The organism is Pollutibacter soli (assembly GCA_029269725.1).
Taxonomy (GTDB): Bacteria; Bacteroidota; Bacteroidia; order Chitinophagales; family Chitinophagaceae; genus Pollutibacter; species Pollutibacter soli.
In genome coordinates this window covers 62,030-88,275 of record JARJHS010000004.1, presented here as the reverse complement: position 1 = coordinate 88,275, position 26,246 = coordinate 62,030, and the positions used below count along the sequence as shown (strand labels likewise).

Below are 26,246 nucleotides of genomic sequence, written 5' to 3'. Positions count from 1 at the left end.
CGTATAACGTTAAACGTAACACGTCACCCATTCCTCACAGTCATCCTGTTCTTCATCTCAATTGTAATCCGATCCTGCTCACGGAGGCGCTTGCATAATGTGCGCATAATTCCTTTAAGAATATCAGAATTTGTAGAGACCAGATCATAAAAAGGTTCCTGTTCAATTTTTAAGAGAATACATTCCGATGCAGTTGTTGCACTGGCAGAACGGGACTCGCTGTCCAGCAATGACAGCTCACCGAAAATTTCATTTTCAGCAAGAACAGCCAGCACATGTTCTTCATCATGTATTGTCACTTTTCCTGTATGGATAAAATACATACAATGACCCGGCTCACCTTTGGTGAAAATTAATACATCCTGGTCCAGCCTTATTTCCTGGCAAATAGATGCGATGTCCAGCAAATCAGCTTCCCTGCAGTTGCGGAATATTTCAGAATTTCTAAGAAGTAATATTTTTTCGATGATCAGCATGCGATTCTCTTTCCAATTCTTTCAATACAAATTGACTTGTCTCTCCAATGATGAAATGTTCGTCATTCAGATTCTGCTTTTTCAACAGTTGCAGAAAGCCTGTTTCATGGTCCTTCCATGAAGTATAGATGCAATATGCTCTTGTCAATGGGCGGAAGATACTTCCTTCTTCAATTACAATTTTATTAAAAAACTGACCAACAGCCATACTGCCACCCTGCCGGCGAGCCAGTGATGGGTCAAAAAGATAATTGAATAACAGGTTGAGATCGCGTGATACCTTTTTTGGAAGAATCAGGTCGAGCATTTCGACAGCATTGTACAAGCGTAAATTCTCACCGTGTTGTATAAGCTCAAGTATCCTGTTGAGCTCATCATTGTTATGAAGTATCGAACAGATTTTTAACGATGTCGTCAGATCATTCCTTATTTCTGTCACGATCACATCTTTCATCTGATCGCCATGTTTGAAAACAGGCACCTGTACATAATCAGCAATCTTTTGTTTTCCAGCCTGGAGATAGTCCTGTAAAATTTGTTGCAAAAGTTCCACCTCTTTTATGTCTTCAGCGGTATAATCCTTTGTCCATAAACTATGGATGATATGCTCTGAGAACTTCGGTTTGGATTTGAGCATATTTAACAGGTAATGCGTGGAATGATTTCCTTTAATCTTTCCCGCAAGCTTTATCGCTTCATATGCAAATGAATGCTGAGTTTGCTGTGGCAATTGATGAAGATGCTGGAACAGATCATCACCAAATTGCAACAAGCCATTCAAAGCAGCATATTTTTCATCGGTATTTTGCAGCTTGTCGATAATCACCGGCAAAAGCTGTTTTATTTTCAGCCGACATGCTGCAAATATTGCACTTCGCTTTACTGAAGCATCAGCATCATGAATCAACTGCTCAATGGCTCCGGTAAAACGAACATTCTTCAGTTCTACAATGATCTGAACCGCCAGGTCTCTTTCCTGCGCATCAGAAGAATGGATTAATGCATCCAGGTAATTTCCGCCCTGGTGCATGAAATCAAATTCTTTCTGGTTCAGAAGTGAGGTGATGATCACTTTTTGTACAGGATAACTCTGCTGTTGCAGATTTCCTGCGGCTTCTTTCAAAAACGCATGATCCTTACGCGTCAGAATTGAATACAATCTTTGCACAATTGCCGGGTGTTTCTCTTCCTTCAGAATTTCATGCAACAATTCCAGTGGTGGATTCGATCTTGATCCGAGATTTTCAATTACATAGTACCTCACTTCCATTGATTCATGCCTCGTGAGTTTTTCCATCAGCTTTTTCAACTCGGCATATTCTGCATCTTCAAGCAACTTAAGAGCGTAAATGACTTCTGTGGGCTTACCATTATTAATCTTCTCCAATAAAATTCCTATCGAACCCGGATCCTGGATATGTGCATTGTTTTCTGCAGCAAACACACCTTTCTTGATGGAATCCCTCAGTGTTTTGAGATAGGCGTTGCGGAGAAAAAAGATGATCACACCCCAGAGCAGGAGGTTAACTAACAGAAGTTTAATGATCAACATGATCGATATATCTGTGCCCTTGTTTCTGTTCATGATGAACAACAATGATGATCCTACGATCAACAGGGATGGCGCAAGCATATATCCCTTCGAGATCAGATGCCCTTTTAATCTGAATTTTTCTTTCAGCGGTTGAAAAAGAATAAAGAATACCGGCTCCTGCATGGTCGACCTGAGCACCTCCGTGAGGATCGTCATGAAACCAAAAATGTATAATGTGAATTCAGTATTCTTTTCATCTACAAAAAGAAAAAGCAGGGAAAAGAACAGCAGGGTTACCGGTGTGATAAAAAGGCAAGTGATCACACCCAGTCTTTCAATCATCCTGCTGGAGAAAATCAATTTAAGAAGCAGCGCTATAATCCGCCCTGATGCCAGCAAGGCCACGACAAAGGTTCCGAGACTGGCGAAATCGTTATAATGCGCTTTTATCTGGGAAACGAATGTAAAATCAACAAGGTTAAAAACATTATAGCTGATCAGTGAAAGCAAAGAGATGGCAAAAATCAATTCTTTTTTAAAAACCGTAGAAATCAGGTCTTTCGATGTATTGGTAACCACCGTTTCAGTTTGATGATGGTGACTTTTTACGATAAAATGTTGCCAGCGGAGCGACTTTGTCTTCTTCGAAAACCAGAGGGCTCCGATGACCAGTGAGAAGATGGCCACGAGCATCAGGTTGTCACCCACCAACCCATAAATTGGTTTCGCAATCAGGTAACCCACCAGTTTGGACATGATATCTGCAGAACCGAGGATGGTAAAAATCCTTTTGCTTTCACGGATATTGTATTGCTGAGAAGCCATCCCCCAGAATGCATAACTGGAAATCATGTATATCAGTACAGTCCACACAAGTAATACAAAAGAGACCGCATGCTCTTCTATGCTGAAAAATCCGAGCCAGATAAAAAAAAGTACTGCTGCATTGAACAACATGATGATTTTCAGCAGCTGGGTTGCTGAAAGATGGTGTTCCAGTTTTTCATAAACAACATTAATGATCAAAAGAGCGAATGCAATCACCAGGTAAACAGCCGGGATTTCACCAACAGTTTGCTTATCGATAAAATGCGTAATACCCAGGAAATTAATCAGTGAAGATGCAATGCCTATGAAAAACTGAACAATAAGCAGATCAAGAACATGCGCAGATTCGGACTTTTTTAAATTCAGTAGCCGTAGTATTCGATCTTTCATCCGAATAAATATACAAAAACAGGTTCATTCGAAATTATCAGCGGATTTTCTCAGCATAAACATCTGTTTATATCGAATTCGTCAATGTTTTAGAATCTTCTGGAATCCGCGCCGGGTGCACGCTCCGGAAAAAGAAATGCACCAATATTATGAGGTAAGAAAAATAAAATTTAACTTGGCGCATGGATTTTAAATCCATCTACCTTACCCTCCCCGATCCCGCATTCAGACCTCGAACCCGTTATCCTACGAATGTATTCCTTTAGCCTATACAGCAATTGCTGTTAGCCATGTCCGCTGTTATCGCAATGTTCTCAAACCTGGAATAAATTAATCTTATGTTTAAGAAATCAGCAGTAAACACAATTAATATTTTAATTGCAGCACTGCTTACCGCTTTTTCGGTTACCCCAAACCGTACACATGCGCAATCAACTAATCCTGATATTTCCAAATTCGTGATATTCGGAGCCAACGGTGTTCAGATTAGTTCTTCGGTTACTGTACCCGGTGGTGGTGCGACAGGTAGCCGCGTATTGGTTAAAACGACGGGCGGTGTTCAGTTTGGTGGTAGCATATTCAGTTCGGCTAAAATCGAGCTTTCGAATAACAACCTTATTAATGGTGGAGTAAGTGCAGGTGTTACCGGTCTTACAGGGTTAAATCTCAATACGGGTTCAGGCACCAATATCACCGGCAACGTAAATGTGGCAGGCAATGCAAAAATCGGCTCCGGTTCCATTTCCGGAAATATCATTACCAGTGGGTCGTACACGGGGCCGAACCCATCCGGAACACTAACACAAAACGGTAATCCCTCACTAACTATACTACCAGCAAATCCTGCCGGCGAAAGTTTTTCTACCAATGGAGCTACTAACGACCCTAAAAACACGGTTACCCTTACACCTGTAAACGGTATTTACCGAGCAAGGGATCTGACTGCAAACGGTGGTAAAACCATTACGCTGGATGGTCCCGGTACTTACATTTTCCGCAATATTAAACTAACTGGTAACAATACATTTTCACTTGATTTCAAAGGAAGCGCCAGTGGAAAATTCTACATTCTTGTTGAAGGTGTAATGGAACTGTCCAAAGTAGGGTTAACCTACAAAGGAACCACCGGCAACCCTAGTGCGACGTCAATTGCATCCAGAATATACAGCCAGGCGAACGGCACCGGAAATTCAGCAGGCAACAGTTTTGAAATTGCTAATGGTTCTTCCTCACAATATACCCGTTGGCTCGGTACCGTTTGGGTGCCCAATGGAAATATCAATATCGGATCAGGAACAGGAGCTACCAATTTCATTGGCGCCCTGTGGAGTGGTAAACAGATTTTTCTGAATAGCGGTGTAGAGGTTGCTTATGCTCCTCTCGCTGCTCCTGTCGATTGTTCAACGGCCAGTGTAACCATTACCCAGGTAAATGGCACCAACGTAACAGTAACCGGCAATATCCGTTCAGGAGCGATCCCTTGCGATAAGACCCAGGTGACTATTTCAACAACTACCAATATCAGTAATCCTGTATACACCTGGACTGCTACTTCAGGCTTTATTGTTTCCGGAGAAAATACAGCTTCCCCTTCCATATCGAGCGCAGGTGTTTATAAAGTAGTGGTTACAAACAGCGACGGGTGTTCGGCCACAGCAGAAGTGACTGTTACTGACTGTCTGAATCGTTCGGGTGATGACATTCCGGATAAATTTGAAGACATCGTGGTGGATCCTGTTCTTTCGGCATTTGCAATTGACCCAAATACTTTCAAAAAAGATCCGGGTGAAAAAGACATTATTGTTGTGGTTGGTAATCGGGTATTGATAGAAGTTATACTTAACAAAACACAAATCTCAACAGCCCTGTCTACGCTCAGAGGACTGACAGCAAAAGGGTATGAGGAAATAAGCTACGTACAAACCGAAGGCGAGCAGATTGTTACCTGCCTGTTTAATATTGCTGATATCCCTTCGTTTGATCAGACACCTGGATACAGTACCTTATTCGACTATGTCCGCCCGGCATACCTGCCAGCAGGAATGCAGGGTACTATTACCAGTTCAGGTGATGAAGCCATACAGGCCAATATAGCAAGAAGTGCGTATAAGCTGAGTGGAACAAATGTGAAGATTGGTGTAATGTCAGACAGTTATAACATGCTGTCTGGTGAACTCACTGATATCCTCAGCGATAATCTGCCGGGTAGAAATCCAGATAACAGCATTGATAATACAAAACGCGTACAGGTCGTAAAAGAATACCCCGCAGTATTGGGAATAAAATCCGACGAGGGAAGGGCCATGCTGCAATTGGTGCACGATGTGGCACCAGGCGCATCTCTCTTTTTCAGGACCGGATTTATTTCTGAGTCGGACATGGCATCCGGTATAAAAGAACTTGCAGCTCCGGTAACACTAGGTGGAAAAGGTGTTGATGTAATAGTTGATGATATCAGTTTCCTTACCTCTCCTTTTTTCGAGGATGGCCTGGTAGCTAAGGCAGTCAATTCTGTGACAGCGACAGGTACAAAATATGTTACTTCCGCTGGTAATTTCGGAGGGCGGTCATACGAAGGAATTTTCAATGGTGTTGGACCAACCGGTGGAAGAAAAGCACATAATTTTTCTTCTTCCGGAACTGACAGCCTGCAACAAGTAAGCTTCACCAGGAAAGGAAGTTACCTGGTGGTTTTGCAGTGGGAGGATTCTTTCTATTCACTAACGGGAACAGGTACGGATGTTGATCTCGATATTTACGTTACCGATGCATTTGGTCACATACTAAATGGGTATAACCGGGATAACCGCGGCTCTGATCCATTTGAAGTTTTACCTATCTATGTTGAGGGAGCAACCAATCTTAATTTGATGGTTGTACGCGCTAACGGAACACGTGATGTACGGTTCAAATTTGTAATATTCAGGGGCAATGCCAATATCACTGAGTATGCAAATGCCAATCCTTCGACTGTTGTTGGTCACGCAAATTCAGCCGGAGCTATTAGTGTCGGCGCTGTTGAATCTGCACTGATCAATAATAATTCTCCACTGGAAATCAGAAGTTATTCTTCCTACGGTGGAACAAGGGTTACCAATGAATCAACACCAAGACCGAAACCCGATGTGGTTGGTCCTGATGGAGTATTTACCAGCATCATATTTGGTGGAACAACAGATATTTTCAATGGTACTTCTGCTGCTGCTCCTCACATTGCAGCTGTAGCTGGTCTTTTAGTGGAAGCAAATCGGAAATTTACTCCACAGCCAGGAGTTGTAGGTCAGGAAGCGATCAGATCAATTCTGAAAAATACTGCGCAAAGTTTCGGTCAGTTCTCAGGAGCGTACAACTATAAGAGCGGCTCCGGATTGGTTCAGGCAGCAAACGCGCTTGCATCACTATATAATCCTACCCCTGCTGTCACTGAATGGGTGAATAACTCTCCTGGTGTTCCGGGGCAGGCGTCAATACAGATTACCATTAAGGGTAGTTCTTTTATAAGCAGCTCAAAAGTTTACCTGCGTAAAGGGATGCCAAATCAGGTCGTCCTGACACCAAGTTCAATCACTCCAACGGAGATCCAGTTGACGGTACCTACATTTACAGGCAACCCTGACGTGACCGTGTACAACCCGCCAAAAACCCAGGGTAACCTTGATGGTGGGTTTTCGGATCCTATATTCCTGCTTTCCATCACCAAAAAAACAATCACTGTTTACGCAAATGACAAAAGCAAACAGTATGGTGAGAGATTACCTGAATTCGATGCAACAATCCTGGAAAATGGTGTGGAACTTCAGAGGGGAGCTGATGGTAAATATTTACCTGCAGAACTTTCCAGCCGTGGTTTGTCCACTATCCAATTCACAGCATTACAGATCGATGAACAAACAGGAGAAGTCTCCGATGTTACCAAACTAACTTCACCGGGTAGCTATCCTATTCGTTTGACTGAACCGGTGATTGAAAGTGATCTGCTGGAATTGTATGATTTTGAATTCAATTCATTAAACGGGTCACCCAAAGCGGGAACACTTTCTATTACACAGCTTCCGCTTACCATTAAACCTTTAAATCAGACATTCGGATACACCAATAAAATAAGCATGCCTATTGAATATGACTACATATTCAATGGAAACTTCACTTCAGCTGAAAAGCAGGAGCTTAAACAGGAGATTGATTTCCAGTATAAAGCTATCATGGAGACACAGAAACTCGCCCTGGTAGAAATGGAATGGACCAATACCAATGGAATCCCACTGGCAAATGGAGTTCCCGTAACCAACCTGGCAATGCTGATTACTAACAAAGCATTGAATGGAATTCCACAGGCAAATGGATTACCATCTGTAAATGGTATCCCGCTCGCCAACCTGGCTCCTGAAATTATCACTGCATACTTCAACAGTGTATTGAATGGAGTTCCGCTGGCAAATGGCATACCGGTAGCGAATGGTGTTCCGCTCGCGAATGGCCTCGCGATGGCAAATGGTTATGCCTTGCTTAATGGTCTCGTCTCCGTCAATATGGTAAATGGAGTGCCGCTGGCAAATGGTATTCCTTTGGCCAATGGTGTTCCTTTGGCTAACGGCGTTCCGCTTGCAAACGGCGTTGCTGTAGCTAACGGCCTCGCTCAAGCTAACGGCATTCCTGTGGCCAATGTGACCGGAGTCGAAACCAATGCATTTGCATCTGTAAATGGCATCCCTGTGGCCAACGGAATACCGGTTGCCAACAGTGAAATAGCTGTAATCATAGATGAGAACGATATTGTAACCAATGCTGACGGACTTGCAGTAGTAACGGGAGAGTATCGCTCTATCAATATGATCACAGGTGTAAAGGTTGGACATCACAAGATTATCCCAGCCGCATTTGTTACTAAGAACTTCAAGGTAACTGCAGACCTGGGCGATCTGGTGATTGAACCAAAAGCGGCATCGGTTACACCAGCAGCTGCTACCAAGGTTTATGGAACTCAGGATCCTTCACCACTTACCACCGGAACGTTGACAGGTTTCGATCCAGGTGATAATATTACTGCAACGTATAGCCGTATCACCGGGGAAACTGTTGGTAATTATACCATTAATGCGACATTGTCGCCATCTGGTAAACTGAGCAATTACAATATCACCTATAATACCGCAATATTCAGCATCACTGCAGCCGGAGTTACGATTAAAGTAAACGATACAGGGGTGAACGAAGGAACTGTGCCGACATTCACTTATACTGTTACACCAGCTTTAAAACCAGGTGATGTTATCACAGTGACGTATGTTGTGAAAGATCAGAATGGAAATATCCAGCAGAACCTTTCAACTTTAGCTCCGGGCACATACCTGGTTTATCCAACAGTACAGAATCCAAACTATACGTTTACTGCATTGCCGGGAACATTGATAGTGAATATTACAGGTAATAAAGCCCGATCAATTAAACCAATCCTGGAGTGTATTACCGTTGCAGATCCGGCGACCAACGGCGGATTTGGGTTTATAGCTAATTACGCTTATGAAAATCTGAACTCCACAGATGTATGGATACAAGCGGGTTCGGCAAACAATAATATTACTCCGACAGGTAGCAATGCTGATGTGTCGAAACTTCCAAGTAGATTCAAAGCAGGTGGCGGCAGATTTAAAGTTCCATTCGACGGTAATAAGATCGTCTGGTATCTGTCCAGCTTTGAACGCAACAAGTCATCAGCTACAACCAGCCAGGCAAGTTCAACTTCTTCAAGATGTCCAAGTGACTTCGTGCCTGCACCAGCAGGTACGAATACAAGGGTTGCTGCAACTGCCCCTGCTGTTGTTGAGCTGACCGGAAAAGCATATCCGAACCCGGTTGAACGGAAAACCATTATCGAAACAGGCTTCAGTCAGGATGCCAGTGTAAGCATCCGGGTGCTGGATAGATTGGGAAGAGAGTATAACAGCTTTACTACTAGAAAGCTTTCCGGTGCTAAGATTGAAGTTGATATGAGCAGATTAAGTGCAGGACAGTATTTTATAAGAGTGACTGGTATAAAAGAGACGAGAGTATTCAAGATAATCAAGCTCTGATACGCCGTCAGATTGATATTACTAAAAGAGGGAATGAAATATTCCCTCTTTTATTTGGTAGGGCCTGAATATTTTTTAAATTTTATAAACGAAATGAATATCGGGATGGGTTTTTTCAGGCTTGGGGCGCTCCTGTTGATGACAATTTCCAGTATATGTGTAACTGGACAGAACACCAGCGATAGTCTTCGGACAAGGCTAAAGCTGCAATCAAACGACAGCAACAAAGTGCTGACCATGATCGAGCTTGCAAAATTCTATCGTGGTGCATCCCCTGACACTTCGTTGAAATACAGCCACGCGGCTTTTGAGCTTGCAGAACAGCTTAATTTTCGCAAAGGAGTTGCTTTGGGTAACAAATGGATCGGACTTCATTATTTTGACAGGAGCGAATATTTACAAGCTGAAGAATACTGGACAAATGCTCTGCAAACTTACAGGGAGATAAATGACCAGGATGGCATCTCCAATATTTTAAACAATATTGGTTCCATCTACTATTACCTCGGCAACTATGCGAGGGCTCTCGAGTATTTTCTACCCTCGCTTGATGCCGCAGAAAAAATAGGCGATAAACTTCGCATCGCAACCACAACACAAAATATTGGTCTGATTTATATGAGCCGACCCGTAACCTACGACCAGGCCCTGATCTATTTGAAGAAAGCTTTAAAGATTGCTGAAGAATTAAATGACCTTGACAATATAGGTTCCTGCAACACCAATATTGGAGAAATCTATATGAATATGAACGAGGATTCACTTGCCATGATTCATTTCCTGACTGCAAAAAAAGCCTCGGAAACAAACAACAGTACAAACCTTCCTTATGTCTTAAATGATATCGGAAAATTATTCAAACGAAAGGGTGATAGTACTGAAGCTTTAAACTGGTTTAACCAGGCATATAATAAAGCGAGTGAGCAGGACAGCAAGTTATTTAAAGTTGAATCTGCACTGGAAATGGGTGAGATTTACAGGCTCCAGGGAAATCGCCGTGGCGCAATGCAATATCTTAATGAATCCGTTTCATTGGCTACTGAAATAAAGGCAGCAAGTCACCTTAAACAAGTTTACCTGAGTCTTGCAAATCTTTATCGGGATGCAAAAGACTATGATAATGCATTTCGTTATCAACAGAAATATTCATTACTTGCTGATACTTTATTTAATTTAAGTGCGGATAGTATTCAATCCCGGTTTGAAGTCGGATTGAAAGAAAAAGAAATTGACTTACTGAAAAAAGATAAAGAGTTCCAGAAACTTGAATTAAATCGCCAGCGCTTTGCAAAGAATGCGCTGATCGTAGGAATGATCCTGGTGTCGTTAATTATCTTCATTTTATATCGGGACTACAGGAATAAAACAAGAATCAACAATATCCTGGATAGCCAGAAAGCGGAAATTGAAAGTTTGCTTTCAAACATTCTTCCCGAGGAGGTTGCAAAAGAATTGAGGAGAGATGGTGTGGCGACTCCAAGATTTTATGAAAGTGTCGCGGTATTGTTTACAGATTTCAAAAATTTCACAACATTGGCCGATCACATGTCTTCTCAGGAGGTCGTTGCCGAGCTAAATGCCTGTTTTATTGCATTCGATGATATAGTTGAAAAATACAGACTGGAGAAAATCAAAACTATTGGAGATGCGTATATGTGCGCCAGTGGTATTCCCACTCCTTATGATGAGTATCTCCTGAATATGATGAAGGCGGCGCTTGAAATCAGGCAGGTAATGAAGCAACGCAATAGCGAGAGAATCAAGGATGGTTTCATGCCCTGGGAACTTCGCATAGGTATCCATGTTGGACCGCTGGTTGCCGGGGTGGTAGGTAAGAAAAAATACGCTTACGACATCTGGGGTAGTACAGTAAATATTGCCAGCCGGATGGAAAGCAATGGCGAACCGGGTGAAATCAATATTTCGGAAACATTGTATATGCTGATAAAAGATCATTATCACTGCCATTACAGGGGTAAGATCTATGCTAAAAATGTGGGCGAAATAGACATGTATTTCCTTGGTGAAGCTATCCGTAAACTCGAGACCGTACTGGCTGGGAAAGAGGAAATAAAAGAGAGTACAGGTTTTTTCCCGGAAAATTCAATTTAAATTTTCTTTGAGTATATTTAATGTATCTGAGAAATATGAACAAGGATTTTTAGTCCCGCGTCTTCATGCATTTTCAGTGCATTTACTTTGAGAGAACTTTATGATTCAGTATTTTGATTATTATTCATGACTGCAGAATCGTATAGAAGGATCAGATCTTCGGTTATGTCGCGGCTGAAAGATTTGAGCCCGCACCTGACTTATCATTGCCTCAATCACACAGTTGATGTGGAAGAGCAATGTTTACGTATTGCAAAAGCAGAAGGAATAAAAGATCCCCATCAATTGTTTTTATTGAAGATAGCAGCGATCTATCATGACACCGGTTTCCTGGTAAAATACCGTGAACATGAGGCTGCTGGCTGTAAGCTTTTCGATGAAGACGCTGAAGATTTTGGTATACCAGATGACGATCAGGAGATCATTCGTGAACTCATTATGGCGACAAAACTTCCACAAAAGCCAAAAAACCTTCTGGAAAAAGTTATCTGCGATGCAGATCTCGATTATTTAGGTCGTGAAGACTTTTTTGAAATTGCAGAGACTCTGCACCAGGAATTTCTTTTTTATGGCATTGTGCCAGATGATGCTGCCTGGGAAAATCTGCAGAATAATTTTCTTCTTTCCCACTCCTATCACACAGAATCATCCCGCAGACTTCGCGAACCTGTTAAACAGGAACATATAAAGAAACTTACCGGACACAAAGTGTAGTCTTTAGCCGAAAGCTGATCCGGAATTACTGCTTAGATGAGAACTGCCTGCATTTATTATTTCATCGCTGTTCGCTGAAACGTTACGCTTTGCAGAAATGCATAATAGAAGCCTGCGAAATTTAAACCGAGAACCGAATTCAAACAGGTGCTAAAATCCGCCCGCACGCCGACAGCTAAATTGCTTTGTAATTGAATATCGAATGGGATTCGCACATTAAACAGCAGCCCCTAATTCAAATTGTAAAGCCAAAACCACAAGACTAACAACTATAAATTTCTGCAGTCTGCTGTCTAACATGTACTGTATAAATACATGGCCCCGATTACCCCGCTATCCTGATCAGAAGGAAAAAACAAAGTTGTATTAAAAAAAGGTACACAGCAAACCTGTTGTTAGCTGTAATTGGCATTTTACGGAAAATAAACAAAAGCAGAAAACTCAGCAGAAACCAACAGGCATAATTGAATACCGGGATCGAACCGTCTCCTGTCCATATCCAGAAACCCAGCTCAATAGCAGCAGGCTCCATCACCCAGTCAAAAAAAGTTGCGAGCAATGCACCAATAAAACAAAACAGAAAGAATCTTTTTCGATTATACGCTAACGTGAGTGACCTTTTTTTCCTTTTAAAATCCAGCAGGAAATGGGTAACACATGCAGAGCTATAAACAATAATAAACCAATTGACACCGATCAACAGAGGAACGCCCGCAAAGCCTGGTCCCAGCCACTTCCCATACCTGTAATCACCAAAAAGCAATCCTGTATTTACTCCGGTAATTTCTGCGGCCATTCCGGCAAGCCAACAGACGGCAAAAAATATATGAAGCCAGTAATTTTTATCAAATCTTGTTTGAAGCAGAAGACCTGCCATGATCAGCAGGTTTATCGGAGTCAGAACAATAAACCGATACCTGTTGACAAAAAGGATCCCCAGTAAACCCACAAGGTGTATTACGAGTGCAATCCATATTGCACGATGCGATTTTTTATTATCTGCTTTTTTTGCTCCTATGATGAATAAACCCGGCATGGTTACTCACAAGTCATTTTTATTTCATCCCTGCAATCCATTCTTTGATCAGGGCAATTCCTTCCTGGTGTTTAACTGAACGGCCAAGCTCTGGCATCATTATTCCCGGATCGTCTGACTCCATCCGGAAAATCAATATTGATTCCACGGGCTTACCAGGTACGATATCAAATCTTCTGTCACCGGAACCACGCCCTGCAGCAACTGGAGTTTTATTTATACCGATCCTTAACGGATCCGATTCCTGCATATGCAAATGTAAACCTGAACTCGCTGCCGGCCCCTGTGGCTGATGACAAAATCCGCAATTGATATCAAGCCACAATCTCGCGCGTTGATCAAGTGTACCCGTTGCAGGATCGTTCCAGACTATACCAACATTTTTTGCGTCAGAAGGTTTGAATCCACTGAGTTTATCATTTTGTTCCCAGTAAAGTAACTGATTCTGTTTACCGGAACTGTACATCATATCGTGATTCATCTGCCTTGCCGAAGGACCAAGCGGAACCAATACTTCGTTCTGGTTATGACATCCCTTGCATTGATTCTGGTTCGGAATAAAATAATTGTGCTCTTTCTTTTTACCATTCAGATCAACATACTTCACCGCCTTTACTTCTCCCGCCGGATCGTAAACAGCATCTTTCTGATCTTCATTCCAGATGTAGGGATATGCGATCCACCGGCTTCCTTCATGAATCAGCAAACGTGTTTCCATCAATCTTCTTCCTTTTGAAGGGTTACGGAAATCGACAGGAAAATAAAATGTTTTTATCAGGACTGTTCCTTCCGGAAAATTAAAAACGGAACTATCATTGAATTTCGCAGATAAGCCTACAGGAATAAAAACGAATCGAAGCTTTTCCGCATAATCAGAAAATAACGGAGTAGATAGTGAATATGGCATAATACCATCAGCAGGTTGCTGATCTTTCAGAACCCCCTTAAAAAAACCGTATTGCGAAAGCAATTCTTTCGGTGGATGCGGACGATCAACTGCTGCACCCACACACAGCGAAGTCAGTATTACGGAAAAAAATATCAGCAGACGGCTTTTCATAATAACTTTTATTGAACAGATGCCGTGGTGGAAGGATTACAATCCATGGGAGCAGAATCCCTCGAAATATTTTTAAACCCATTTGCAGCATCCAGATTGGCGTAACTGGCTCCCTTATTATTTCTGATACAGATTCTTTTATTATCGCTGTAGTTAAATTTTCCATTGGGTACCTTATCATCCAGGATTCCGTCATAAACAATATCAGGAACATCTTTGCCGAACTTCAATTTAAACCTGTACATCTTACCCATACGCCCACGCATAGTCGCTTTTTTGCGTGGCTTGCTGTACACGTTATCATGAATATAGACAGATGTGGGATAAGGATAATAGGTGCTGTCCTTGATCGGATTTTCAGTCATGTAGTAACTGATGATACCGGTAGGTGTTGTACGATTATTCAGGATCTGGTTTTCATAGATTTCTACATTGGTGCATGCAAGCAATAAAATGCCTGTACCCAGCGGCACCTTACCCACGATATTTCCTTTTGGAGCGAAATTCGGTAGATTGTTATCGCGGATGGTGTTCCGGTACAATTTGCAATGGCCACCGCGCTTCAGTTTGAGATCGGGCAAATCAAAAACAAGAAGTCCACCGGTGTTATTGTAAGTTTCATTATCATACACTTCCGCATTCAGAGAATTCTCAATTTCTATCCCCGCCACATTTTCATACGCTTTGTTGTTTCTCACAATAATATCCTTCGATTGGCCTACATAAATACCGGCGTCAGAAGCACCTCGGGCAATACAATTTTCAATCAACACATTTTCACAGAGGACAGGATATAGTGCATAAGAACCATTATTTTTATCCGGCTTCCCTGTCCACATTGCGCGAATATTCCTGAATGTAATGCCATTTACATTCATCGTCTTCACACCGTCACCTTTTGCATCTTCCACAGAAAAATCTTCCAGGGTGATGTTGGTGCAATTAGAGACACGCAATCCTTCCGCACCGGATTTTTGTCCCTTAAATGAAATGATTGTTTTATCAATTCCTTTGCCTTTGATCGTAATATTTTTCTTTCCCTCCATCGACAACGTTGCGTCCATCACAAAAGTTCCTTCATCAAGGTTTATTGTTTCGCCATCTGCAACGGTGATCAGCCTGGTTTGCCATTGTTTTCGAATATCGGGTTGGGCAAAAAGAACTGTTGTAAACAGAGACAAGGTTGAAAGACAAAGAATTCTGAAAATTCTCATACAAGTATCATTGAATAGAAAAAGAAAAGTTACATCATTTTAAAGTGGGTACGTTTACCAAAACAGGATGGAAAAACGATGCAGCCGGTGATCATACAAAAATTAATCATCAGGAATAATTTTTCTAAAAAAGTATAAACCTCTTTATTTCTAAGAAATAATAATTTTTCTTAATTTGAACATCCCGCCCTTCCCCATCCTATCAAAGTCACCGTTTATCCGATCCTCTGATTTCCTTTTCAACCCGCTCACTATATGGTTAACCTATCAAAAAAATCAAGCCTCATTTTTTTTCTGTTTTTGATTGCGAATGCCTGCAGCAAAGATCCCGGCAAAGATCCGGACCCGCGGCCTGCGCAAAGGGTTGTTTCGACTGTCCGTATTGAACCGGTCAACCCCACGATCGAAATTGGGGATAGTATTCAATTGAAAGCAATCGTACTCGATCAGAATAATAAGGAGATGGTTGGTCAAAGTATACAATGGATAAGTTCAGATGCTGCAGTCGTACGGATAAGCGATCCCGGTCTGGCTATTGGATTGAAAGAAGGAAACGCCACAATTTCAGCATCTTCTTCAGGCAAAACCGGCACCACTGTAGTGCAGGCAAAACTTAATACTGTAGCAGTAGTTACCATTGAGCCTGATTCACTGAATATTTTAACAGGAGAGGCTGCGGAATTAAAGGTTAAATTATTCAGCAAGTACAACACATTGCTTACAGGCAGAGCCGTCACGTTCATCAGTTCCGATTCGGGCAGGCTTACTGTTGATGCCAAAGGAAACATAAAAGCAATAGCGGCCGGTGACATAACGGTCACGGCCACCGCAGAAGGGAAATCCGCCAAATGCAATGTAAAAGTGCGTGATATCCCTGTAGACAAAATCGATCTTAACGGGCTCAGTGCACAATTGTACGTGGGGTCTAGTCTTCAGCTTACTCCCACATTGAAAGATGCACAGAATAATATCCTTACCGGCAGAATAATTGCCTGGTCAAGCAGTGATACATCCGTTATCGGCGTGAATCAAACCGGCCTCGTTACGGCTATCAAAGAAGGACAGGCAGAAATTACTGCTAACGCTGAAGGCAAGACGAAGACAGCCAAAATAACATCAGTTAAAGTTCCGGTAGGCACCATCACTGTCAGCCCTGCGATCGTCAAAATTCAGACAGGTGCAACAATTCAATTGCAGGTCATCGTCAAAGACATCAACAATAAAATCATCACCGATAGGTCTGTTTCATTTTCCAGCGCCGACAACTCCAAAGCGACCGTTAATGCGTCTGGCCTTGTCACAGCCAAGGCTACGGGAAATATTGCTGTAACTGTGACATGCGAGAGTAAACAGGCGAACGCTCAGTTTGAAATCATTCAATTGCCATCACGCGTCAATTACACAACTTTCCAGGGAGCTGTGCTTAATCTGCAGCCCTGGTTTGGCAATCATATCGTCCTTTTAACACAGAAGTCCGATCTCAACCTTGAAGTGATGGAAGCGATAGTAAAAAGTCTTGATGACGGATATCTTCAATATAAAGCCCTCACAGGAAAAGAACCGCAAAAATTCGCGCCGACAGTGATCAACGGTCGGTCTACCATAGCTTCAGTCAATTCCACCTGTGGCGGCGCCTGCGGATACCTGGGTTTTACAGGAATTGAAATGATTAATCCATGGGTTGATGAATTATATAACGATGTGTTGAAAACTGGAAAATACCATACCACTTTCTTTTATGAACTCGGAAGAAATTTCTGGTTTTACAGTGATCAGCTTCATTTTGGAAATGGTTACCTGGTCGACGTAGCAACGGGATATTCTGAAGCGATGAAAAATATCGTGACAGATCTGATATCATTACCGATCCGGAACACCGAAACACCTGTCAGAAATTCACTGGAAGGTTATGCGGGGCTTTATAAGTCCGACACCACCACCAATTGGAAGAAGATTTATGAATCCGGCATTGCGAATCTGAATGGCACTCCGGTATCGTCACACCTGATTTTTGCATCTATTATACTTCACTTTTATAAAAATTCCGGGCGTGGTAGTTTTGTGTCAGCCTTTTTTAAAGAAACTGCCAGCCGCAAAAAGACGCTTTCGGCCCAGGATGCCGTTGATAATTTCGCCATTGCTCTTTCTGCTGGTACAGGAAAAAATCTTGCAAGGATATTGATGGAAGAGTATCGATTCGAGCTTTCAGGGCCTGCACGGATCGAACTTTTTCAGCGATTCGGCGACCCTCTTTAGCTCAAACCTGGCAGGTTTTAAAACCTGCCAGGTTGGGGATAGAAAAATACAGTCAAATACAACGTTTCACAGGTTCTTTCAGAAAAATCGTTTGAAGAAATTCCTTTGAAAATCAAACATCTAAAAAATGGTTGTAGTTCTATTACTACAAACACCTGCCAGGTCTAAGACCTGGCAGGTCTGGTAGCGAGATCCACTGCGATAGAAGCGCTTCGGAAACACAAAGGAATGCCGCCCCCTGGATGCACTGTGCCGCCAGCGAAGAAAAGTCCGCGATACTTTCTGCTGAAATTGGGATGACGACGAAAAGCTGAAAACATATTGTTTGAACTGGCCCCATACAACGCGCCTTCAAATGCGTTTGTATTTGCCGTGATATCCGCTGGAGTCATCATTGATTCAAAGACGATATGATCTTCAAGCCTTGTTTTGAGCATGCGATTGAGTTTCCAGAGAACAGACTTTCTTATTTCGTTTAAATCATTTTCGCTAAACACGGTACCTGACGGCGCATTGATCATGACAAACCAATTTTGCATACCCGCAGGCGCCATTCCGGCTTCCATTGTTGAAGTGATGTTGATGTAAATTGTAGGATCATGGTAGAATCGTTTTAGCTGAAACAACGAGCTGAATTCTTCTTCCTGATGTTTTGTAAAAAAGATATTGTGCAGGTACAATTCTGGGAACACCTTATTTATTCCCCAGTAAAACACCAGTGCGCTGCTGCTCCTCTCCTGACCTGCCGTTGAGTTTGCCGCTCCTTTATCATTCAACAAATTCTGGTATGTGAAATGAACATCAGCATTACTCAGTACAATTTCCGATGGATAAAAAACATCGTTCGCAATTATTCCCTGAACGATTCCATCTTTGACCTCGATTTTATTTACAGCAGAGTTAAAATGAAAGCAGACGCCCTTTTTAACCGCAAGAGCATAAAGTGCATTGATGATGCTGATCATCCCACCCTTTGGATAATACACACCTTCATTGTGCTCCAGATGCGGTATTATACTCAACATCGCAGGTGCCTGGAAAGGATTACTTCCGTTATAGGTAGAAAAGCGATTAAAAATTCTAACAGCTTCAGGTGTTTTTAGCCGGGATTTATTAAATGAATTCAACGATTTAAAAAGAAGTTGCGGAGACGTTTTTTTTAATGCTGAAATGGTATCGGAATTCGTCCATGTCCTGATTTCATGCAGATTTTCATTCAGGAAAATTTTTGCGAGAGAATGATAGCGTTCTTCACTTTTTTGCAGATAGCTGACAACATTTTCAACTGCTTCACCCGTTTTGTTGAAAAGTTCTTCTCCGAATTTTTCTTTACTGGTGTATCCGTTGACTATGATACCATTTTCAAAAAAATAGCGACATGCATTATCCAGTCGTTTGTATTGAAAATAACTGCTCAGCGGTTCGCCGGCAAGAGAGAAAATAGTTTCGAGGTGTTCCGGTTGTGTGAAAAGTGAGGGGCCGGTATCAAATACAAATCCATCGTTTTTCAACAAAGCGAGCTTTCCGCCTGCTGATTCATTTTTTTCAAATAAATCAACAACATATCCTTTATCTATCAGGCGAATAGCAGACGCAAGGCCGGCGATGCCTGACCCTATAACAACCGCTTTCTTGTGAGACATGAATAATTTGTATCAGTCGGCGGGAGATTACCCGGCCATTCCAAGAGGCACTTTTTGAAGATGAAATTCAAGTTTTGCAAATGCAATCTTGAACCACTCTGTATACTTATGAGGATGTGATGAAAGACTCCAACGGATTTCATCCATGTTCTTATAACAATAGTCTCCAACTTCATCTTTATCAGGATGCAATAAGCCATCGTAGTGTCCTATAAAAACATGATCGAATTCATATTCGGTGAGACCGTTTTCGAATGCAGCACGATAAACAAACTGGAATGCGTGGGTCAATGGTGTACTGAAACCAAGTTCTTCACGAAGTCTGCGAACTGCAGCTGCTTCAATTGGTTCACCCGGGCGTGGATGACTGCAACATGCATTCGTCCACAATCCGCCGCTATGGTATTTTTTTAATGCGCGACGCTGCAATAACATCTCACCTCTCCCATTGAAAATAAAAACACTGAAAGCACGATGTAATAATGCTTTGCGATGGGCTTCCATTTTCTCCATCACGCCTATTTCTTCGTCCTTCTCATTTACTAAAATCACATTCTGTTCGCGCATAAGTTTAGCGTTAAATATTTGTTCGTTATGGTTAAAGGATTGGCCTTAACCGGTTCGGGTAGGAGGTAAGCTTTTATTAAGGAGAAAAGCAGAATAATTGGGGTAAAACGCAAATACAAAATATATAAATTCTTGAATTTATTCTACAAGAGATATCCACACTCAATAATAATAGGAAAGCTCTAATAATGCGACCAAAACAATGTTAATAATCGAAATTTTCGAGTGCGTGCAGCATTCTTAACAAATACGAAAGCCGATCTAAGCGACCGGCTTTCACCTGCAAAAGCTTACGGGCTTAAGTCAAGTATCTTAAAGATAGTACTTTTTTAATACAAATAGTTCAAAGCAGTTTTATCATTGTTATTGAATGGCCTGTTTACTCCTGAGCCGATGCAGGACAACATCCAGGAATTAGCATCAGGACCGGAAGGCGTACCCGGAATCAGAATTGCACCAACACTGCTGGCACCTTCATTGTAGGGTGATCCACCACAGCTGTAGCTACGATCCATATAATCTGTGTGACGAAAACCAATGCAATGCCCAACCTCGTGAGCAAGGATAGTTGCCAGATAGCTGGTACCCGGATTATTTCCCAGATAGCCGCTATTGACTTTTACGCTTCCATAAGGTGTACCGTTGGAGGTGGGAAATCCCGCAGATGCGAGATAGCCTGCTCCGCGTGGTGCTTTCGAAAACTCTATATTACCTCCGGAACTCACCCGCTGAAATTTAATTGTGAGATTTAAATCATTGTACCTGTTAACAACTTCATCTACAGCAGCAACATAAGATGATGGGAGCCCGGATTTAAGACTAAGTGTGATCGTACGGGTACCATTAACCGAAACAAGATTCGTTGTTCTGTATTGCTCAACATTTGCAATTTCAAGTGTGCCCCAGTTCGCAGGAGCTGTGAGCTCATTATCAGAAAGAAAGATATCGCCTTCAACAATATAACCACCTTCGGCGCGGGTTACATTTTCGTCACTGAACCCTTGTTTTTTTACCATAGCAAGTACATCGGCTCCTACTACATCACTGGTTTGTGGTTCAGCAGTTTTGTCTTTGGTGCAGGAAGCAACTAATAGCATCATTGAGATGCCTGTGATGGAATAAATCAGTTTTCTCATACTTGTACCTTTTAAGTTTAATATAAGATAACAGAATAAAAACAAATTGGTGTGGATTATCATCAACAATTTTTTGTACTCGAATAAATTACCACAAAACGGGTACTGGTAAATGGTTACATATCCTGGTTTAGTAGTTAAAATACGACGAACTTATACCTGTGAATATTTTTCTGCTCATCAACTATCAACAGGTAATACCATCCCAGGCCTAAGGAAGCAGTAGAGATGCTGCTTACCTTTTCAGTAAATAAGAATTTCTTTATAAACCGACCTGTTGCATCATATAGTTGTGCTTCAATATCTTCCGTATCCCTCTGTAAAAGCTGAATCGTTTGACCCCGACGGACAGGATTTGGATATATGATGTAAGGCTCGCTTTCATTAAAGTACACTTCCACCGGACCCGAGGAAATTTGCTTTCCATCGGTCAGTTCGAGTTCAAGCAAATACCTGTTTATTCCTTTGTGCAAGTTCTCATCAATGTACTCAATCGAAGTAGAAACAACCAGGTTGGTTTCATATAAAATGAACGATGGGTTATCCAGCTTCCTGATGGAAATCTTTTTAATCCCGAATAAAGTACCTAACTGTATTCGAATAAGCGCCTTATTATCGTTGACAAGATCCGCTACAAAACTGTTTACAAAACAACCCGTACCCTGCTGAAAAATATTGATCGTATTACTGCTTAGTCCAGGGCCAGCTCCAACCAATGGTGCAACAGAAAAATACTCCGGGCCGCTCAATGATAAAATCGCAAAACTATCAGGAGTCTGTCTGATCAACTGCATTGTATCACCGTTGTAGCGATATAATAACCATTCTCCCGTATATCCTTTTTTATTCCAGTATATTAATGCAGAATCGCAGATCCAGCCAGTATTCATTGCAGCCTGCGCATTGATTGCGTGCGGACCGGTAACCAGTGTATCCGCATTATGCACAATGCGGAAATATGCAGGAGTAAAAATCGCAGGTGTTTTCCAGGTGAATTCCTGTTTGTTTAATGATACTTCATCCTCAATAATATTCCAGTTATTATTGTCGGCACTCCATGCAATTTCTCCCGGAGAATTATCAGCAATATTAGTTTGCCACCTGAGCCGGAGGTTTTTGTCTGCCTCTATTTTCTCATCCTTTACTGGAAAAATCCATTCAATTTTATCAACTGTATCAACCTGCCATACAACAGAAAATGTTTGACGCCCGCCGGAGAGAAACCGACTGCTGACGTGTAACTCATATTCTCCCGGGGTGAGAACATCAATAGAGACCTGCTCGATATTGTTCAATGTATCTCTCCCGCGTATTGCATTTTTAAATAATAGCGCTGTATCAGCTGCAATGCTTAATATCCATGGTTCCCATATTTCATTGGTAGATTTTTTCTTTATAAAAAAATCAAGATCATTAATTAATGCTTTTTCAGACATAGTAACTGCAACCGGATCCGTCCACACCAGTGTTGCCTTCAGATTGGATAAGCCAGTGCCGAGGGTCAGTGGAAATATTTTTTCAGATAAAGGCAGAATAGTATCCTCGAAAATGCGGTTATCCCTCACTGTTGCCAGTGCGCGATTCAGATTCATATTTCCAAAACCTGAACGGTAATCAGGGCCAACGTGATGCACATCATCTGCAGAATTGATCAAAATGGCTTTAACTGATTGTGCGGTGGAATTGCGCTGATATTTTTCAAGCCAGGCTTGCTGGATCAATGCAGCTGAACCGGAAACAAGTGCTGCGGAACCCGATGAACCATCTTCAGCGAAAGCAACCAGTTCGGGCTTTATTCTTCCGTCGTAAGCCGGTCCGCCTGAACTTGCAGCAGGTATATTCAATGCAGAATCGATTGCACCCACAACCAGGACATTCTTTGCAAATTTCATATTCCCCGTAAGGTTTGAAACTCCGGAAATGCCCGCATATTTGCCATTCTGCGGTGCCAGCGTTCCTGAATTGCCTGATGAAAAAACATGCAGCAATTCGGGGTTATCAATAGCAGAGATATCAAACGCGCGGGCATTATTTCCATAAAAAGATTGAACCGCTATTCCGTAACTGTGATTCTGTATACGGATTTGATTATCTCTATAGATTGAATTCTGATCAGGAAGTACTGTGGAAAAATCGGAAGAAGTGTACCGCGAACGGAATGCAACACCGAGACCTTTGAAGGATGTATTTCCTAAACCCGCAATCAATGTTGTCATTATTGTTGCATGTGTGCTTCCCGTAGATGATGCAGTACCAACATCAGCATACCTTCCCGCAATATCGATGTCCTGCGTATCCATCCTGTTTTCCTTCACGGAAACTGTTTCGCCGGTTCCATTAATCGAAGGAAAATAATCATGTGCCGCACTTATCGCATTGACTGTTTGATCGTAACTGATTACACCTCCCTCTTCCGATGGAGAAACATGTTCAGTTGCGGAATTGATCAAACCCTGCATCAGCAATTGTTTCAGAATTGCAGGACTACACTCCACTACAGCAATTAAACTTCTTTCATGATTTAAAAAAAATTTCACCGAAGAGTATTTTTTCACTTGCTGATATTCTGCTGAATCACGAAACCCGACAACAAATTTTTTCCTGATTACACTATCAGAATGATTGATCAACCTGAAAACCTGTGGTGAAACTCTGGTAGAAAATAAATTTGAATCGGCATTTTGCTGACTATGTAAAAAAGGAGGAAACAGCAGCAAAATAAATATACAGGTATGGATGTATTTCCGCAGCATGAAGCTGATAAAGTTAAGTGCCTTTTGCTATCCTTCAATAGCCTGTAGCATCTCTTTACTTATCGGACTAACCGATGGATCGAAACAGGCCAGTAATCGTCCATCTTCTGATATGAGATATTTTGAAAAATTCCAGGGCGGCTGGAAATTGTTCCACCCGTTTCTTTCTTTTTGAGTCAGCCATTGAAAAACGGGGTTTTGTCCGGGTCCGTGTTTTACCGAACTTTTCGAAGCCAAGGGAAAAGTCACCCCATAATTTTTTCTACAAAAGCTTGCAATTTCATCGTCTGTCCCTTTCTCCTGTTCTTTAAAATCATTCGCAGGAAATGCTATAACCTCCAATCTGCCTTCGAACATCTCTTTTAATTCCTGTAACTCTTCATATTGTGGTGTATATCCGCAGTTGCTGGCGGTATTGACTATCAATATCTTTTTACCTTTCCAGTTATCCAGTGAAAAACGTGTACCATTATTGAGGTCAACAATCATTTCATATATATTACTGGGAGGAATAGCCGCATTTTTTTCACGACGTATAGAGGTCCCTCTCCCTGTGAGATAGTTGAACACGGAAAAGATTGGATATAACGTTTTAAGTACTTTCTGTCTGCCTGTCATTCCCATACGCAGCGGTTATCTTTAATAATAAGAAATTATGGCAAACCAGCAAAACGTTGTTTTCAGATGCGGAACATCCGGCGTAGCCATTTCAATTTACCGGCATAAGGCGGATACCAAAGCGGGACATCAAACCAGGTCGGAGATTTTATAATACTCTTTGGTCGTGTAAAAGTAAGAAATCCGGCATACCCATGATACTGCCCGATACCGCTATATCCTGTTCCACCAAAGGGAAGATCGGGGTTGCCCAGATGAATAACTCCGTTGTTAACACATCCGCCGCCGAAACGAACCTGATCAATATAAAATTTTTCGTTTGCGCGGGACCGTGTGTAAATATACAACGCCAGCGGATAAGGATGTTTTGCAATCATATCCAGTACTTCACTTCTATCTGTAAAAGTAAATACAGGTAGCACCGGACCGAATATTTCTTCCTGCATCACCGGGTCATCTGTGTCTACGTCTTCAATAATAGTCGGCGCAATAAAGAGATCGTTTTCGTCTGCCTGTCCACCGTATACAATCCGTCCGTTTTCAAGATACGCAGACAAAACATCGAATCTTTTTTTGTTAATGATCCTTGGGTAATCGGGACTGTTTTGAGCATTTTCGCCAAACATTTTCGTGAGTTCCGATTTTATTTTTTCAAGAAATTTTTCTTTAACAGCAGCGTGAACAAAAAGATAATCAGGAGCAACACAGGTCTGGCCGGCGTTGATGGTTTTACTCCAGGCGATCTTTTTTGCAGCAAAACCCAGATCGGCGTCAGCTTCTACAACACAGGGACTTTTGCCACCGAGCTCGAGTGTAACCGGGCTCAGTTTTGAAGCAGCCGACTCCATGATGATCTTACCAACGCGTGTACTACCCGTAAAAAAAATATGATCGAAATGGTATTTGTCAATGATCAGTTTTGTCACCATAGGTCCGGGTACCTGTATCACCGCTAAAAACTCTTCAGCAAAATTTTCGGAAATAATTTTTTCGATCACATCAGCAGTATGTACCGCTTCGTCGGATGGTTTCAGAATAACCGTATTCCCTCCGGCAATTGCATTCACAACAGAGGTAATGATCAGCAGAAAAGGATAATTCCATGGTCCGATCGTCAAAACCGTACCCAACGGATCACGGATAATATAACTTGAAGATGGAAAAAAAATCATGGGTGTGGATACATGCTCTTTTCGCATCCAATCCCGCAGATGTTTGCAGGCGTGCCGAATTTCGGCGAGTGTCGGCCCTATTTCAGTTCCATACGTTTCATAGGCTGATTTCCGAAGGTCCTTGTATAGTGCATCATTGAGTAAGGCTTCATTTTTCTCAATTGCTTTCAGCAGGATGTTCAATTGCTTCAGTCGGAAGCTGATGGAACGGGTAGCCCCGGATGCGAAAAATTTCTGCTGAGCCGTATATATCCGGTCGACCTGCTGCCCGATGCCTTGTAATTCCATTTCGGAAATTCTGTTGTCCATGGTAGCAGCGTCCATACTGTTCAGGTTTAGTACTAAATTACCAAGTTTAAAACAAAAAGTTGAAGGTGGAAATCAGGCAGCAGGCCCCCACAGCATTGTGGAGGCAGCAGATCGGACGCGAAATTCTTCAGAAATACCCGTCAATTTTATATCAATTAAAAGAAAAGATCAAACAGATTTCCAGAACGAGGACTGGACGACTTTTGCGACAATTTACTCGATTGAATTTGAATAATCAGATAACTCTGTAATTTCTTAAACCAACATTTCGGCAACCCTCCCACAAACCCGGGCACCAACTTTCAATATTAAACATTCAACGCTCAACTTTTCACTTTTAACTTTTAACTTCCCTGA

At 41.9% G+C, this 26,246-nt stretch carries 15 protein-coding genes; 4 read left to right on the top strand and 11 right to left on the bottom strand.

Annotated elements, in window-relative coordinates; genetic code table 11:
- Positions 1-23: 23 nt before the first annotated feature.
- Positions 24-476: a Crp/Fnr family transcriptional regulator gene (locus P2W82_RS11335; RefSeq protein WP_336515999.1), complete on the bottom strand. Its 453-nt coding sequence runs from the start codon at positions 474-476 to the stop codon at positions 24-26.
- Positions 445-3,228, bottom strand: coding sequence for a hypothetical protein (locus P2W82_RS11330; RefSeq protein ID WP_336515998.1), 2,784 nt, complete (start codon positions 3,226-3,228; stop codon positions 445-447). The genes P2W82_RS11335 and P2W82_RS11330 overlap by 32 nt, the downstream gene beginning before the upstream one ends.
- 338 nt (positions 3,229-3,566) lie before the next feature.
- Between P2W82_RS11330 and P2W82_RS11325 the strand changes: the two genes are divergently transcribed.
- The 3 genes from P2W82_RS11325 to P2W82_RS11315 all read left to right on the top strand — a co-directional run bounded on the left by P2W82_RS11325 (position 3,567) and on the right by P2W82_RS11315 (position 12,125).
- Positions 3,567-9,299 carry a S8 family serine peptidase gene (locus P2W82_RS11325; RefSeq protein WP_336515997.1) on the top strand — a complete coding sequence of 1,911 codons (5,733 nt, stop codon included), beginning with the start codon at positions 3,567-3,569 and terminating at the stop codon, positions 9,297-9,299.
- A 93-nt stretch (positions 9,300-9,392) separates the two neighbouring features.
- On the top strand, positions 9,393-11,411 hold the full coding sequence (locus P2W82_RS11320) for an adenylate/guanylate cyclase domain-containing protein (protein ID WP_336515996.1): 2,019 nt from the start codon (positions 9,393-9,395) through the stop codon (positions 11,409-11,411).
- A 165-nt stretch (positions 11,412-11,576) separates the two neighbouring features.
- A complete protein-coding gene (locus P2W82_RS11315; RefSeq protein ID WP_336515995.1) occupies positions 11,577-12,125 on the top strand; it encodes an HD domain-containing protein in 549 nt (182 codons plus the stop codon).
- A 325-nt stretch (positions 12,126-12,450) separates the two neighbouring features.
- Here P2W82_RS11315 and P2W82_RS11310 read toward each other — a convergent pair whose 3' ends face one another.
- From P2W82_RS11310 to P2W82_RS11300, 3 genes are read right to left on the bottom strand one after another with little or no spacing between them, the layout of a single operon-like run.
- On the bottom strand, positions 12,451-13,161 hold the full coding sequence (locus P2W82_RS11310) for a carotenoid biosynthesis protein (protein ID WP_336515994.1): 711 nt from the start codon (positions 13,159-13,161) through the stop codon (positions 12,451-12,453).
- A gap of 19 nt (positions 13,162-13,180) precedes the next feature.
- Positions 13,181-14,221, bottom strand: a complete 1,041-nt coding sequence (locus P2W82_RS11305; protein WP_336515993.1) for an SO2930 family diheme c-type cytochrome — start codon at positions 14,219-14,221, stop codon at positions 13,181-13,183.
- An 8-nt stretch (positions 14,222-14,229) separates the two neighbouring features.
- On the bottom strand, positions 14,230-15,435 hold the full coding sequence (locus P2W82_RS11300; protein WP_336515992.1) for a parallel beta-helix domain-containing protein: 1,206 nt from the start codon (positions 15,433-15,435) through the stop codon (positions 14,230-14,232).
- 255 nt (positions 15,436-15,690) lie between these two features.
- On the opposite strand from P2W82_RS11300, the gene P2W82_RS11295 reads away from it, so the two are divergent.
- Positions 15,691-17,691 carry an Ig-like domain-containing protein gene (locus P2W82_RS11295; RefSeq protein WP_336515991.1) on the top strand — a complete coding sequence of 667 codons (2,001 nt, stop codon included), beginning with the start codon at positions 15,691-15,693 and terminating at the stop codon, positions 17,689-17,691.
- 164 nt (positions 17,692-17,855) lie between these two features.
- Here P2W82_RS11295 and crtD read toward each other — a convergent pair whose 3' ends face one another.
- The 6 genes from crtD to P2W82_RS11265 all read right to left on the bottom strand — a co-directional run bounded on the left by crtD (position 17,856) and on the right by P2W82_RS11265 (position 25,904).
- The gene (crtD, locus tag P2W82_RS11290; protein WP_336515990.1) at positions 17,856-19,334 is read right to left on the bottom strand and encodes a 1-hydroxycarotenoid 3,4-desaturase CrtD; all 1,479 of its coding nucleotides are present in this window, start codon (positions 19,332-19,334) and stop codon (positions 17,856-17,858) included.
- A 27-nt stretch (positions 19,335-19,361) separates the two neighbouring features.
- Positions 19,362-19,901: an isopentenyl-diphosphate Delta-isomerase gene (idi, locus tag P2W82_RS11285; protein WP_336515989.1), complete on the bottom strand. Its 540-nt coding sequence runs from the start codon at positions 19,899-19,901 to the stop codon at positions 19,362-19,364.
- Positions 19,902-20,230: 329 nt separating this feature from the next.
- A complete protein-coding gene (locus P2W82_RS11280) occupies positions 20,231-21,037 on the bottom strand; it encodes a M57 family metalloprotease (protein WP_336515988.1) in 807 nt (268 codons plus the stop codon).
- A gap of 137 nt (positions 21,038-21,174) precedes the next feature.
- Positions 21,175-23,574, bottom strand: coding sequence for a S8 family serine peptidase (locus P2W82_RS11275; RefSeq protein WP_336515987.1), 2,400 nt, complete (start codon positions 23,572-23,574; stop codon positions 21,175-21,177).
- A 243-nt stretch (positions 23,575-23,817) separates the two neighbouring features.
- The gene (locus P2W82_RS11270) at positions 23,818-24,414 is read right to left on the bottom strand and encodes a glutathione peroxidase (RefSeq protein WP_336515986.1); all 597 of its coding nucleotides are present in this window, start codon (positions 24,412-24,414) and stop codon (positions 23,818-23,820) included.
- 56 nt (positions 24,415-24,470) lie between these two features.
- Entirely contained in the window at positions 24,471-25,904 is a 1,434-nt protein-coding gene (locus P2W82_RS11265) for an aldehyde dehydrogenase (protein ID WP_336515985.1), read from the bottom strand.
- Positions 25,905-26,246: the final 342 nt, after the last annotated feature.

Coding starts and splice junctions, on each gene's coding strand:
- P2W82_RS11270 (WP_336515986.1), bottom strand. CDS start 24,414: ATGGGAATGACAGGCAGACAGAAAGTACTTAAAACGTTATATCCAATC.
- P2W82_RS11315 (WP_336515995.1), top strand. CDS start 11,577: ATGTCGCGGCTGAAAGATTTGAGCCCGCACCTGACTTATCATTGCCTC.
- P2W82_RS11280 (WP_336515988.1), bottom strand. CDS start 21,037: ATGAGAAAACTGATTTATTCCATCACAGGCATCTCAATGATGCTATTA.
- P2W82_RS11335 (WP_336515999.1), bottom strand. CDS start 476: ATGCTGATCATCGAAAAAATATTACTTCTTAGAAATTCTGAAATATTC.
- P2W82_RS11325 (WP_336515997.1), top strand. CDS start 3,567: ATGTTTAAGAAATCAGCAGTAAACACAATTAATATTTTAATTGCAGCA.
- crtD (WP_336515990.1), bottom strand. CDS start 19,334: ATGTCTCACAAGAAAGCGGTTGTTATAGGGTCAGGCATCGCCGGCCTT.
- P2W82_RS11330 (WP_336515998.1), bottom strand. CDS start 3,228: ATGAAAGATCGAATACTACGGCTACTGAATTTAAAAAAGTCCGAATCT.
- P2W82_RS11295 (WP_336515991.1), top strand. CDS start 15,691: ATGGTTAACCTATCAAAAAAATCAAGCCTCATTTTTTTTCTGTTTTTG.
- P2W82_RS11265 (WP_336515985.1), bottom strand. CDS start 25,904: ATGGACGCTGCTACCATGGACAACAGAATTTCCGAAATGGAATTACAA.
- P2W82_RS11320 (WP_336515996.1), top strand. CDS start 9,393: ATGAATATCGGGATGGGTTTTTTCAGGCTTGGGGCGCTCCTGTTGATG.
- P2W82_RS11300 (WP_336515992.1), bottom strand. CDS start 15,435: ATGAGAATTTTCAGAATTCTTTGTCTTTCAACCTTGTCTCTGTTTACA.
- P2W82_RS11310 (WP_336515994.1), bottom strand. CDS start 13,161: ATGCCGGGTTTATTCATCATAGGAGCAAAAAAAGCAGATAATAAAAAA.
- idi (WP_336515989.1), bottom strand. CDS start 19,901: ATGCGCGAACAGAATGTGATTTTAGTAAATGAGAAGGACGAAGAAATA.
- P2W82_RS11305 (WP_336515993.1), bottom strand. CDS start 14,221: ATGAAAAGCCGTCTGCTGATATTTTTTTCCGTAATACTGACTTCGCTG.